The sequence below is a fragment of the Pseudomonas sp. Sample_20 genome (genome assembly GCF_004307585.1).
Classification (GTDB): domain Bacteria; phylum Pseudomonadota; class Gammaproteobacteria; order Pseudomonadales; family Pseudomonadaceae; genus Aquipseudomonas; species Aquipseudomonas atacamensis.
Map to the genome: position 1 here is coordinate 1 of NZ_RCOA01000105.1, position 12,531 is coordinate 12,531.

General features: G+C 61.8%; 16 protein-coding genes. 7 read left to right on the plus strand and 9 right to left on the minus strand.

Translation table 11 applies throughout. From position 1 onward, the window contains the following. The first annotated feature begins 225 nt into the window (after positions 1 to 225). Positions 226 to 1,110, plus strand: coding sequence for a sugar nucleotide-binding protein (locus D8U70_RS21215; RefSeq protein ID WP_041477681.1), 885 nt, complete (start codon positions 226 to 228; stop codon positions 1,108 to 1,110). Continuing rightward, entirely contained in the window at positions 1,103 to 2,035 is a 933-nt protein-coding gene (locus D8U70_RS21220; RefSeq protein WP_130929657.1) for an NAD-dependent epimerase/dehydratase family protein, read from the plus strand. Before D8U70_RS21215 ends, D8U70_RS21220 begins: the two co-directional genes overlap by 8 nt. Before the next feature lie 357 nt (positions 2,036 to 2,392). Here the strand turns inward: D8U70_RS21220 and D8U70_RS21225 are convergent, their stop codons facing one another. The 6 genes from D8U70_RS21225 to D8U70_RS21250 all read right to left on the minus strand — a co-directional run bounded on the left by D8U70_RS21225 (position 2,393) and on the right by D8U70_RS21250 (position 7,300). Further along, on the minus strand, positions 2,393 to 3,091 hold the full coding sequence (locus tag D8U70_RS21225) for an OmpW family outer membrane protein (RefSeq protein WP_024014503.1): 699 nt from the start codon (positions 3,089 to 3,091) through the stop codon (positions 2,393 to 2,395). A 246-nt stretch (positions 3,092 to 3,337) separates the two neighbouring features. Continuing rightward, positions 3,338 to 3,856, minus strand: a complete 519-nt coding sequence (locus tag D8U70_RS21230; protein WP_024014502.1) for a DUF3299 domain-containing protein — start codon at positions 3,854 to 3,856, stop codon at positions 3,338 to 3,340. A gap of 11 nt (positions 3,857 to 3,867) precedes the next feature. Further along, positions 3,868 to 5,133 (minus strand): ABC transporter permease, encoded by a 1,266-nt coding sequence (locus D8U70_RS21235; RefSeq protein WP_073475735.1) that lies wholly within the window; start codon positions 5,131 to 5,133, stop codon positions 3,868 to 3,870. A gap of 1 nt (position 5,134) precedes the next feature. After that, on the minus strand, positions 5,135 to 5,845 hold the full coding sequence (locus tag D8U70_RS21240; protein ID WP_024014500.1) for an ABC transporter ATP-binding protein: 711 nt from the start codon (positions 5,843 to 5,845) through the stop codon (positions 5,135 to 5,137). Positions 5,846 to 5,984: 139 nt separating this feature from the next. Beyond that, positions 5,985 to 6,578, minus strand: coding sequence for a DUF2796 domain-containing protein (locus D8U70_RS21245; RefSeq protein ID WP_122705920.1), 594 nt, complete (start codon positions 6,576 to 6,578; stop codon positions 5,985 to 5,987). Positions 6,579 to 6,733: 155 nt separating this feature from the next. Beyond that, on the minus strand, positions 6,734 to 7,300 hold the full coding sequence (locus D8U70_RS21250) for a hypothetical protein (RefSeq protein ID WP_071173727.1): 567 nt from the start codon (positions 7,298 to 7,300) through the stop codon (positions 6,734 to 6,736). Positions 7,301 to 7,428: 128 nt separating this feature from the next. Between D8U70_RS21250 and D8U70_RS21255 the strand changes: the two genes are divergently transcribed. After that, positions 7,429 to 7,788: a hypothetical protein gene (locus tag D8U70_RS21255; RefSeq protein ID WP_130929658.1), complete on the plus strand. Its 360-nt coding sequence runs from the start codon at positions 7,429 to 7,431 to the stop codon at positions 7,786 to 7,788. A gap of 4 nt (positions 7,789 to 7,792) precedes the next feature. Here the strand turns inward: D8U70_RS21255 and trxA are convergent, their stop codons facing one another. From trxA to D8U70_RS21270, 3 genes are all read right to left on the minus strand, one after another. Continuing rightward, positions 7,793 to 8,665: a thioredoxin gene (gene trxA / locus D8U70_RS21260; RefSeq protein ID WP_122750914.1), complete on the minus strand. Its 873-nt coding sequence runs from the start codon at positions 8,663 to 8,665 to the stop codon at positions 7,793 to 7,795. A gap of 181 nt (positions 8,666 to 8,846) precedes the next feature. Beyond that, on the minus strand, positions 8,847 to 9,503 hold the full coding sequence (locus tag D8U70_RS21265; RefSeq protein WP_122705926.1) for a 50S ribosomal protein L11 methyltransferase: 657 nt from the start codon (positions 9,501 to 9,503) through the stop codon (positions 8,847 to 8,849). Further along, a complete protein-coding gene (locus D8U70_RS21270; protein WP_042610623.1) occupies positions 9,500 to 9,964 on the minus strand; it encodes a YbaY family lipoprotein in 465 nt (154 codons plus the stop codon). The genes D8U70_RS21265 and D8U70_RS21270 overlap by 4 nt, the downstream gene beginning before the upstream one ends. Before the next feature lie 128 nt (positions 9,965 to 10,092). Between D8U70_RS21270 and nrdR the strand changes: the two genes are divergently transcribed. The 4 genes from nrdR to D8U70_RS21290 form a co-directional block, all read left to right on the plus strand. Continuing rightward, on the plus strand, positions 10,093 to 10,557 hold the full coding sequence (gene nrdR / locus D8U70_RS21275) for a transcriptional regulator NrdR (protein WP_007910946.1): 465 nt from the start codon (positions 10,093 to 10,095) through the stop codon (positions 10,555 to 10,557). After that, positions 10,554 to 11,687, plus strand: coding sequence for a bifunctional diaminohydroxyphosphoribosylaminopyrimidine deaminase/5-amino-6-(5-phosphoribosylamino)uracil reductase RibD (gene ribD, locus D8U70_RS21280; protein ID WP_130929659.1), 1,134 nt, complete (start codon positions 10,554 to 10,556; stop codon positions 11,685 to 11,687). Before nrdR ends, ribD begins: the two co-directional genes overlap by 4 nt. Before the next feature lie 47 nt (positions 11,688 to 11,734). After that, entirely contained in the window at positions 11,735 to 12,397 is a 663-nt protein-coding gene (locus D8U70_RS21285; protein WP_016772981.1) for a riboflavin synthase, read from the plus strand. A gap of 21 nt (positions 12,398 to 12,418) precedes the next feature. Next, positions 12,419 to 12,531, plus strand: a 113-nt coding sequence (locus D8U70_RS21290) for a 3,4-dihydroxy-2-butanone-4-phosphate synthase (protein ID WP_177433989.1), incomplete at its 3' end; no start/stop codon positions are given.

The window sequence follows — 12,531 nt, forward strand, 5'->3', positions numbered from 1 at the left end:
CTTCGCGAGCAGGCTCGCTCCCACCTTGGAACCCGGTCCCCTGTGGGAGCGAGCCTGCTCGCGAAGGGGCCGGTCAGGACGCCGCAAATTCGCGGATCTACACTTTACGGATGACGGTTGCGCACTAAACCCGCAAAATGCAACGATTCCGGCAATTATCGACGATGGTTCCACGAGAACCGTCGCCAAAGCCATCGTTCCAATCAGACTGGGCCTGCTGACTCTATGCGAATGCGCCTTATGTTACTGGGCGGCGGAAATGCCCTTGGGCAGGCGCTGATTCGCCTCGGTGCGGAAGAAGACATCGGTTTCCTCGCCCCCCGCCCGCCCGAAAACGGCTGGGATGCCGCGAGCCTCACCCAACTGCTCGACGACACCCGTCCCGATGCGTTGATCAACCTCGCCTACTATTTCGACTGGTTCCAGGCCGAGAGCGTCAGCGAAAGCCGCATGACCGGTCAGGAACGCGCCATCGAGCGTCTGGCCGAACTGTGCCAGCACCACAACATTGTCCTCGTGCAGCCGTCGAGCTATCGCGTGTTCGACGGCTCGCGGGCCACGGCCTACAGCGAAAAAGACGAACCGGTGCCGCTGGGCCTGCGCGGTCAGGCCTTGTGGCGCATCGAGCAAAGCGTGCGCGCGACCTGCCCGCAACATGTACTGCTGCGGTTTGGCTGGCTGCTCGACGACAGCCCGGACGGCACCCTCGGGCGCTTCCTCGCCCGGGCGGAAAAACCCGAAGAGTTGCTGCTGGCCGATGATCGGCGCGGCAATCCGACTCCGGTCGATGACGCCGCGCGAGTGATCATCTCCGTGCTCAAGCAACTCGACTGCGCCGCGCCGCTGTGGGGCACTTACCATTACGCCGGCCACGAAGCGACCACACCGCTGGCGCTGGGCCAGGCGATTCTCACCGAAGCACGCAGCCTGCATCCGCTGGCGATCGAAGCACCGACCGCGCAGGCCCACGCCGCGCGCCCGGACGCCGCCGAAGAACCGCAACACGCGGTGCTGGCCTGCAAGAAAATTCTCCACACTTTCGGGATCAAACCGCGCGCCTGGCGTGCCGCACTCCCGGGTCTACTGGATAGGTTCTACCGACATGGCTGAAGCAACGGTTTTAATCACTGGCGGAGCCGGATTCATCGGCTCGCACCTGACCGATGCCTTGCTCGCCAAGGGCTATGCGGTTCGCGTGCTCGACGACCTGTCGACCGGCAAGCGCAGCAACCTGCCGCTGGACAATCCCAAGGTCGAACTGGTGGTCGGCGATGTCGCCGATGCCGCTTTGGTCGCCCGCGCCATGCAAGGTTGCAACGCTGTCGCGCATCTGGCGGCCGTGGCCTCGGTGCAGGCCTCGGTGGACGATCCGGTGAAAACCCACCAGAGCAATTTCATCGGCACCCTGAATGTCTGCGAAGCCATGCGTCTGGCCGGGGTCAAGCGGGTGGTGTATGCCTCCAGCGCGGCGGTGTACGGCAACAATGGCGAGGGCGAGTCGATTGATGAAAACACGCCAAAAGCGCCGCTGACACCCTATGCCTCGGACAAACTGGCCGGTGAGCAGTACTTCGATTTCTACCGTCGCCAGCATGGCCTGGAACCGGCAATTTTTCGCTTCTTCAACATCTTCGGCCCCCGCCAGGATCCGTCCTCGCCGTATTCCGGGGTGATCAGCATTTTCAGCGAGCGCGCCTCGAAGGGTTTGCCGATCACCGTGTTTGGCGATGGCGAGCAGACTCGCGATTTCCTCTATGTCGGTGATCTGGTGGATTTGCTGGTGCAGGCGCTGGAAAAGCCTGATGTACAGGAAGGCGCGGTCAATGTTGGCTGGAATCAGGCGATGAGCCTGAAGCAGATGCTCGAAGCGTTGAAATCGGTAATCGGTGAGTTGCCGCCCGTGAGTTACGGGCCTGCGCGTTCGGGTGATATTCGCCATTCGCGAGCGGATAACCGACGCTTGCTGCAGCGCTTTGAAATGCCGCCGCAGACGCCGATGAGTGTGGGCTTGGCGCGGTTGCTCGGGCGCTCCTGAGAAGCCCCTCACCCTAGCCCTCTCCCAGGGGGAGAGGGAACTGACTGAGGTGTTTGTGAGAAGTACGCCGACTTGCGATACCCAGTCGAACTCAGGTTTTGAACAACACACAAATCGGCTCCCTCTCCCCCGGGAGAGGGCTGGGGTGAGGGGCCCGGGCCTCCAACGCCCCACATGACTCAGCACCAAATGAAAAAGGCGCCCTTCATCAGGCGCCTTTTTCACGGCCGGAATATCGCTATCCCTGTGGCGAGGGAATGTTATCCCCCGATCGACTGCGTACGGTCGTCGTCAGGTCTGTGCCTGCCCGCCACCAAGCCTCATTCACCACCACGTGAACGTTCGGTAAAAATCAGCTTAGAACTTATAGCCCAGACCGACCATGTAGATGAACGGATCGACGTCCACATTTACCCGCGCGCGGGTGCCGGGGGCGACGGCGTTGTTCTCGACGGTCGCGCGGGTATCGATATCGATGTAGCGCACCTGGGCGTTGAGCATGATGTTGTCGGTGATCATGTAGTCGGCGCCGACCTGCCAGGCCAGGCCCCAGGAGTTTTTCGCCTTGAAGTTGCTGAAGCCGTTGGCGCTGGCTTCGCTGCCGACGTGTTCGTCGTAGATCCAGGTGTAGTTGATGCCACCACCCACATACGGCTGGAATGCCGATTTCGAATCCAGCGGGTAGTAGACCACGCTGAGGGTCGGCGGCAGGTGCTTCAGGGTGCCGAGCTTGCCGTTGGCGGCGGGCAGGGCGGTGCCCTTGAGCTTGACGTCATGCTCGAACGGCGTGGCTGCCAGCAGTTCGATGCCGATGTTGTTGGTGAGCATGTAGGCGAAGTTCAGGCCCAGTTGAGTGTCGCTGCTCATGGTCGCCTTGCCGCCCAGATTGGTGCCGCTCAGCGGACCCTGATCGACCTTGACGCTGGAGCTGTCGGCCTTCGGGTTGACGGTGATCGCACCGGCGCGCACGAGGATGTCACCGGCTTCGTGGGCGTGGGCGAGCGGGGCTGCGAGCGCGAGGGCAAACAGCGGGGCGCTGAGCAAGGACTTGTTCATGGGGGCTCCGAAAGGACATAAAAATTCGATGTCCTAGGGTACGAAGCCGTCTGATACGGTGTTTTGACTCAGCTCAATGAAACAGTGAAGGGGCTGGGTTTCTGTGAAACCTTTGAAGGCCCCTTCGCGAGCAAGCTCGCTCCCACACAGATCGAGGCGACCACAAAATTCATGGTCACCACCGAAACCTGTGGGAGCGAGCTTGCTCGCGAAGGGGTCATTGCAACAGCACAAAACTACCGGGACTTACTCCGGCAGCTCATACGCATAAATCTTCTCCGCCTCCATCTGATACCCGGCATCGGCCAGTTCACTGCTCGAGGCTTTCACCTGCAACGGTCCTTCAACCCAATACGGCTGATACAGCTCATCGAGCTTCACGCCCAGTTCGCTTTTCACATGGACGATCTGGTTCGACGGCGGTGGCGGTACGTGTATGCAGGCGCCGAAATACGGCACCAGCAAAAAGTCCGTGGTGCGCCCCTCTTCACTGACTTCCAGCGGCACGATGTAACCGGGCAGGCGAATGTTCTGTCCGTCGAGGCTCTTCACTACCGGGGCATTCGGCATGTCCTGCTTGGCCGCCGGCGCGGACTCGGCGGAAAGTGCGTCGCCCATCTTCGACAGGTCGTGCAGCGGGGTCATGTTGGGGACTTCCGGCGCGGCGTCCGGCGGGATCATTTCCGACCAGGTCAGGTCTTTCGGCGCCGCCGCCCACACGGGCAGGGCGACCAGCATCAGCAGCGCAAGCAGGGCGCGGGGCATGGTGAACATCCTCATAAACGGATCGACAGGCCATCGGCCAATGATTGGCGATACGCGCGCCAGGCCGGCACGCTGCCCATCAGCAGCGCGGCCGCCAGAATGCCACCGAGCAGCGTCCATTCATACTCGCTCGGCCATGCCAGCGGCAGGTACAAACCGTAATTGGCTTGCACGTAACCTTGCGCAGCGGCGATGCCGATGTACAGCAACGCCAGCCCGGCAATCACCCCGGTCAGCGCCAGGGCGAAAGCTTCCAGCACCAGCAGACTTGCTATGTGCCAGGGCCGCGCGCCCACCGAGCGCAGAATCGCCATCTCGCGGCGGCGCTCGTTGAGGCTGGTGAGAATCGCTGTGAGCATGCCGATCAGCCCGGTCAGCACAACGAACAGCGAGACCACGAACAAGGCTTTCTCGGCCGTACTCATCAGGCTCCACAATTCCTGCAAGGCCACGCCCGGCAGGATCGCCAGCATCGGTTCGCCACGGTACTCGTTGATCTCGCGCTGCAAGGCAAAGGTGGAAATCTTGCTGTTGAGGCCGAGCATGAACGCGGTGATCGCTTGCGGCGTCAGGTCCATGTTGCGCGCCTGATCAGCGCTGATCCTGCCGTTGCCGCGCGCCGGCACACCGTTGTGCCAGTCGATGTGAATCGCCTCCATGCCGCCGAGGCTGATGTGCAACGTGCGGTCCACCGGCGTGCCGGTACGCTGGAGAATGCCGACCACGGTGAAGGGTTTGTCGTCGTGCTTGACCAGGCTGATCGCCGCCACGCCGTGGGCCAGTACCAGTTTGTCGCCGAGCTTGTAGTGCAGCGCTTCGGCGACTTCGGCACCGAGCACCACTTCGAAAGGATCGGTGGCAAACGCGCGACCCTCGGCCAGCGCCAGGTGCTGCTGGCGCCCGTATTGATAGTGCTCGAAATAGGCTTCGGTGGTGCCCATCACGCGATAGCCGCGATGGGAGTCGCCGAGGGACATGGGGATTGCCCACTTCACTTTCGGGTTGTTGGCGAAGTGTTCAAAGCTGTCCCAACGGATGTTGTTGGTAGCGTTGCCGATGCGGAACACCGAATACAGCAGCAGGTTCACCGACCCCGAACGAGCGCCGACGATCAGGTCAGTACCGCTGATGGTGCTGGCGAAACTGGCCTTGGCTTCGGTGCGCACACGCTCGACGGCGAGCAGCAGGCACACCGAAAGAGCAATGGCGAAGGCGGTGAGCAATGCGGTGAAACGGCGGTTGGCCAGGCTGGCCATGGCCAGACGAAACAGATACATCTCAGACCTCGGCAGAAGTGGCGGCGCGATTGAGTTCGGCCAAGGACAGATGACGGTCGAACAGCGGCGCCAGGCTCTGGTCGTGGCTGACGAACAACAGACTCGATCCGGCCTCGCGACACTCGGCAAACAGCAGGCGAATGAAGTTCTCGCGGGCGTCGTAATCCAGTGCCGACGTCGGTTCGTCGGCGATCACCAGTTCCGGTTGGCCGATCAACGCGCGGGCGGCAGCGACCCGTTGTTGCTGGCCGATGGACAAGGAGTCGGCGCGACGACCGAGCAGACTTTCGTCCCTCAAACCCAAGTGCGCGAGCAGGGTGGCGGCGGCTTGATCGACGCTGCCGTGGCGCTGTTTCGCCCGTTGCGCACGCAGTTTTGAAAAATGACACGGCAACTCAACGTTCTCGCGCACCGAGAGAAACGGCAGCAGGTTGAATTGCTGGAAAATGTAGCCAGTGTGATCGACACGAAACGTATCGCGCTTGCCGGCAGAGAGCTCGGTCAGCTCCTGGCCGAGCAGGCGAATGCTGCCGCGACCGGGCTTCTGCACCCCGCCAAGCAGGCCGAGCAGGGTGGTCTTGCCGCTGCCGCTGGGGCCTTTGAGAAACAGGGTTTCGCCGGCTTCCAGACGAAACGCCGGGATGTCCAGCAGCGGCGGGTGACCGGGCCAGTTGAAGCCAAGGTCGGAAAGTTCGATGAGTGCTTGGGTCATGGCACCGATTTTCATGAAGTGAACACATAACCCTGTGGGAGCGAGCCTGCTCGCGAAAGCGCTGGGTCAGACACCCACATGTCAGCTGACACGCCGCCTTCGCGAGCAGGCTCGCTCCCACAGGGGATTTCGGTGGATCCTAGAATTTCAGCGCAGCCGACTTGACCGTGACTTCCGTACCTTGCTGGCCGCTGGCGCTGATCAGTTGTAACTGAATCTTCTGCGTCGCCGGGAAGGTCTTGAAGACGTTCGTCAGGTTCAGCGTGGTCAGTGCCCCCGGTGTGGCGCAGCTGAATTGGTAATGCGCATGAATTTCGCTGTGGTCGTGGTGATGCTCGTGACCGTCCTTGTCCGCTTCATCTTCGTCGTGATTGTCGGCGTCCGGTTTGTCGCCGAACAGCGGGCTTTCCAGTTCCTGACTGACCACCTTGCAACCGGCCGCAGCGGGCAGACTGAACAGGGCCAATGGTTTTTCCAGCTGCGCCCGAGCGGCAGCGACTTTGGCCTTGTCGGCATCCGACGTGGCGGCGTGTTCAAAACCCACCAGATTCATCGCCGGGCTTTCCAGCTCCAGCTCCAGGGTCTGACCCTCCAGCGCGGCGTTCAGCCGACCCACACCATGTTCGTGGGCGCCGAGGCTGCCGTGCTCATGATCATGATCGTGCTCATCAACCGCATGGGCAGCGGCCAGCGGCAACAGGGCAAACGGCAAAGCGAGCAACAAACGACGCATGACGAACTCCGAGAAAAATGAAAAGTTTGTTATGTAATCTTATAACGAAAGTGCGCAGAGTGTGCCCGTGCGCTTGAGATTGCGCAAGACATGGCTAAGCACCGCCCGGGATGAGTTCGCGGGCGGTGCTGGGGTTGGATGTCATGCTTGCAGAATCAGAAGCCTGCGCCGGGATAGTCGAACCAATAGTGTCCCGAAAGAACATCGTTGATCAGATTTGCGTCGAGCACGCTCGGGGCATCGCGACTGAAACGCTGTCGCCAAGCCGGAAGCCACCAGTAGTTGATGGCTGTTCCGCGCGGAAATACCACCAGAGTCAGCACCTCCTTATCCATTTTGCCCTGCGTGTAGAGTTGATGACTGCGATCCATCAGGGCCATGTACTGGTCGATTGGCAGTCTGAACATAAGTGCCATGGTGAAGATTTTTTCACTCTGACTGAACGCCGGACTCTGCAGTACCCGCAATGCTTCGCAAGTGTGTGAATTCGGTTGACTCGCTATGCTCTGGCCTTCGGGGGTTGAAAGTATGTCGAAACGATCATCCATGTCTCGCCAGTCGGTCCGGCTATTGCGCTCAAAGTAATCACGAATAACTAGGGTCAGTGGACCTGCAGTTTCCCCGTCAGCGGGACAAGCCGAAAGATCGGCAGGCAACCAGATGCGCCATGCCACGATGAGCAAGAGTGGGGTCATCAATAGGGCGTAGTAACTTCGTTTCATTACAGGGTGCTGTGAGAAAAAGGACACTGTAGATGAAGGCTCGATAACCGCCACACTGGACAACGTCGCTTGGCGTTGCACAAGTCCCATGGGAGCATGCAGGTCAGAAAAGTGCAGGAGCGAACTTGATGTTGCGGATACGCGGAACGGTCGGCGAGGTGCCGGTGGATTTGACGGTGGAGCTGGATGACAGCGATTGGGCCAGGCTGGGTTCGGCGCTGAGCGGGCAGGCGCCGATTGCGCAGTCTGAGGCGGTTGCGCCCGCTCCGGCGGCGAAGCCGGTGAATCAGGATGATGCGCTGTGGCAGGTGGCCAAAGACTTGCTGCGCAAGGCCGGGCAGCTTAGCGGGCCGGATCTGCTCGATCAACTGGAGGCGGTCACCGGCAGTGCGGCAGCGGGCAAGCGTTTGCTGGTGCGTCTGCGCCATAGTTCCGATGTGAAAGTGGCGAGCGGCGGGGATACGCCGCTCTATAGCTGGATCGGGTGAGGCCTTAATACAGCGCGGCAAACACTTTGCGACGGTAAGCCGTCACCAACGGATGATCATTGCCCAGCAGTTCGAACACCTGCAGCAAGGTCTTGTGCGGCAAGCCTTCGCCGTAGCTGCGGTTGCGGATGAATAGCTTCAGCAAGGCGTCCAGCGCCGCTTCGTATTGCTGGCGCGCCAGTTGCTGGATCGCCAGTTGGTACACCGCTTCATCATCCTGCGGATTTTGCGCCAGGCGGCTCTTCAGCTCGGCGGCGTCGGGCAGATCGCGGGCGAGGCCGAGGAACTGGATCTGCGCCTTGGCCCCGGCGAGTGCGGCTTTGTGCTCATCGCTCTTGACCGCGTCGAGCACAGTTTGCGCTTCGCCCAGCTCACCGCGCTCGGTCAGGCAGCGTGCGTAAAGGATCAGCGCTTTGGCGTTGGTATTGTCTTCATTGAGAATGGTCACCAGCACCGCTTCCGCCTCGGCGAAGTGACCTTCGTCGAACATCGCTTGGGCCTGTTCGAACGGGTCGGCAGCGGCCGGTGGCGGCATCTGCACATGCGGTTCCAGCAGGGCGCGCACGGCGGATTCCGGTTGTGCCCCGGCAAAGCCATCGACCGGCTGACCGTCCTTGAACAGCACCACGGTCGGCAGGCTGCGAATGCCGAAGCGGGCGACGATGTCCTGCTCGATGTCGCAGTTGACCTTGGCCAGCAGCAACTCGCCCTGATAGCTCTCGGCAATGCCTTGCAACATCGGCATCAACGCCTTGCACGGCGCACACCATTCGGCCCAGAAATCCACCAGCACCGGTTTGTTGAAGGAGGCTTCGATCACCGACTGGTCGAAATCGGCAGTCGTGGCGTCGAAGATATACGGCGTTTGCTGACTCATGGGGGATCTCGTAAAAGCGTGGATGGGCTCACTATAAAGCTTCGCGAGGGGCTGCTGAAAGCTGTAACACTGATCGTTCCCATGCTCCGCGTGGGAATGCCTCCGGTGACGCTCTGCGTTACGCCGTACGAAGGGACGCGGAGCGTCCCGGGCTGCATTCCCACGCAGAGCGTGGGAACGATCATGCGCGGGTGGCGTGGTAAAGGCTCACATGCCGAAACTCTTCCGGCTCGGCCAGATCCGGCAAGGTCATCGCCTCGAGCACTTCAATTCGCTCATACAACGGATGACGAAAGTTCCGCACCCGTGAATCCGCCACCAGCGCCTCGCGTCCGCGACTGAGAAACGCGTCGAGCAACGGCAGATTGGCGCGGTCGTACAGCACGTCGGCAACCAGAATCAGATCGAAGCGATCCGCCTCGGCAAAGAAATCCGTCGAATAACTCATCTGCACATCATTGAGCTCGGCGTTCGCCTTGCACGCGGCGATCGCCAACGGATCGAGATCGCAGGCCACCACTTCCAGCGCCCCGGCCTTCACCGCCGCGATGCCGGCGATCCCGGAACCGGCGCCGAAATCCAGTACGCGCTTGCCGCGCACCCACTCTGGAAACTGTGCCAGATAACGCGCCACGGCCAAGCCGCTGGCCCAGCAAAAGCTCCAATAGGGCGGTTCATGCAGGATGCGCTGGGTTTCTTCCTGGCTGAATTCGCGGGCCATGTTGTCGCCGTCGATCAGCCACAGCTGCAAATCAGTGCCCGGCAACGCACAGGCTTTCAGTCTGGCGTCGCCGAGCAATTCCCCCAAGGCCTGTTGCAGGTCGAGCGGTGCTGTCATGGCGCTTTGACGAATTGCAGCTGGCCCAAAGCCTGAGTGGTCGGTTGAGTGATGGTCTGCGACGGCAGGTGCAGAATCAGTTGTCCGGACTGGCTGGCGCGACCGCGCAGCTCGACCCGTGCGCCGGCCGGAAACGCCTCGGGGTTGAAGCGCAGATGAAACGGCAGGATCTGGTTGTTGCCGATCAGGCTGGAACTGGCGAGCAACTGTTGCGGGCGATCCTTTTCATCGATGACCAGCAGCGCCAGTTCGACCTCGGCGCCGGCCGGCACGCCTTGCAGGGTGCCGCTCAGTTCGCGCTGATGCGCTGGCAGCGGGCCAAGTTCGGCGGCCTCTTTGGCTTTTTTCTGCGCCTGTTGCGGCGCGGGGCCCGGCGTCGGCGGTTGCGGCTTGGGTGCGTCGCTGCCACAGGCCACCAGCAGGCTGAAAAGACTGAGCAGAACGAGCGGACGTAACGGCATTGGAGGCTCCGGCAGAATGAATTCCATGGATCAGACGATCATGCCGTTCTGTATACCGCAAAGCCTATGGCTTGTCTTGCCACGGGGATGCGCTACCATGGCCCTCCCATTTTTTGTTGCCAGCCACCATGCACTGTCCCTTCTGCGGTGCCAACGACACCAAGGTCATCGACTCGCGTCTGGTCGCCGAGGGCGAACAGGTGCGCCGCCGGCGTGAATGCCTGGCCTGCGGCGAACGTTTCACGACGTTCGAGACGGCCGAACTGGTGTTGCCGCGCCTGATCAAAACCGACGGCAGCCGCCAACCGTTCGACGAAGAAAAACTCCGCGCCGGCATGCAACGCGCGCTGGAGAAACGTCCGGTCAGCGTCGAGCGCCTCGAATCCTCTCTGGTCCATATCAAGCACAAGCTGCGCGCCACCGGCGAACGCGAGGTCAAATCCCTCGTGGTCGGCGAACTGGTGATGGCCGAGCTGCAAAAGCTTGATGAAGTCGCCTATATCCGTTTTGCCTCGGTGTACAAGCGCTTCCAGGACCTCAATGAATTTCGCGAAGAGATCGACCGCCTCGCCCGCGAACCGGTGAAAGAATGACCACCGCCGCCGAGCAGGCGATCCTCGACGCGCATTTCATGGCCCGCGCACTGGAACTGGCGCGCAAGGGCCACTACACCACCCATCCCAATCCGCGAGTCGGTTGCGTGGTGGTGCGTGACGGCCAGATTGTCGGCGAAGGCTGGCATGAGCGCGCCGGCGAACCCCATGCCGAAGTCCACGCCCTGCGCGCCGCTGGCGAGCAGGCCCGGGGCGCGACGGCGTACGTGACCCTCGAGCCTTGCAGCCACCACGGGCGCACGCCGCCGTGTGCCGATGCCTTGGTGACCGCTGGCGTTGCCCGGGTCGTGGCGGCGATGCGTGATCCCAATCCGCAAGTCGCCGGGCGCGGTTTGCAGCGCCTGGCTGACGCCGGTATCGCCACTGAAAGCGGGGTGCTGGAAGCAGAGGCACGCAAGCTCAATCAAGGTTTTCTGAAACGCATGGAACACGGCTTGCCGTTCGTGCGGGTCAAATTGGCCATGAGCCTCGACGGTCGCACAGCGATGGAAAGCGGCGAGAGCCAGTGGATTACCGGCCCGGCGGCGCGTTCTGCGGTACAGCGTTTGCGCGCTGAGGCGGCGGTGGTGCTGACTGGCGCCGACACGGTGCTGGCCGACGGCGCGCGGTTGACCGTGCGCGCGGACGAATTGGGCCTGGACACCGAGCAAACAGCACTGGCCATGAGTCGCCCGCCATTGCGCGTGTTGATCGATGGGCGCCTGCGGGTGCCGCTGGATGCACCGTTTTTCAAGGCCGGGCCGGCGCTGGTCGCCACCTGCGTCGCGGTCGAGGAGCAATACGCCAACGGCCCGGAATGCCTGATCGTGCCGGGTGACGACGGCCAGGTCGATCTGCATCAATTGCTCATCGAACTGGCTCATCGTGGCACCAATGAGGTGCTGGTCGAGGCCGGGCCGCGTCTGGCCGGCGCCTTTGCGCAACTGGGGCTGGTCGACGAATTCGTGATCTTCATTGCCGGCAAGTTCCTTGGCTCCACGGCGCGTCCGCTGCTCGACTGGCCGCTGGCGCAGATGAAAGATGCGCCGGAACTGAAAATCACTGAAATCCGCGCGGTGGGCGATGACTGGCGAGTCACTGCGATCCCTGTGCCTTCAGCCCGCGTATAATTCCCGGCCATTGCGTTAGCGCTGGCCTCGTTCTCAAGGAGAACCCCATGTTCACCGGCATCATCGAATCCATCGGCAGTATCCGCGCACTGACCCCAAAGGGCGGTGATGTGCGGGTCCACGTCGCAACCGGCAAGCTCGATCTGAGTGACGTCAAACTCGGCGACAGCATCGCGGTCAACGGCGTTTGCCTGACCGCCGTCGAGTTGCCGGGCGACGGCTTTGCCGCCGACGTCAGCCGCGAAACCCTCGATTGCACCGCCATGAATGACCTGAAAAGCGGCAGCCCGGTCAATCTGGAAAAAGCCCTGACCCCGACCACTCGCCTCGGCGGGCATCTGGTCAGCGGCCACGTCGACGGCGTCGGTGAAGTGGTATCGCGCAGCGACAATGCCCGCGCCGTGGAATTTCGCATCCGCGCGCCGAAAGAGCTGGCCAAGTACATCGCCCATAAAGGCTCGATCACCGTCGACGGCACCAGCCTGACCGTAAACGAAGTCGATGGCGCCGAATTCATGCTGACGATCATTCCGCACACCCTCAGCGAAACCATCATGGCTTCATACAAGCCGGGCCGCCGGGTGAACCTGGAAGTCGACCTGCTGGCGCGTTATCTGGAGCGTCTGCTGCTGGGCGACAAGGCCGCCGAGAAGACCGCCGGCAGCACCATCACCGAAAGCTTTCTGGCCCAAAACGGCTACCTCAAATAATTCAAAAGAAGGGGGTGCCTTGTGGCGCTCAATAGCATCGAAGAACTGGTTGAAGACATCCGCCAAGGCAAGATGGTCATCCTCATGGATGACGAAGACCGCGAGAACGAAGGCGACCTGATCATGGCCGCCGA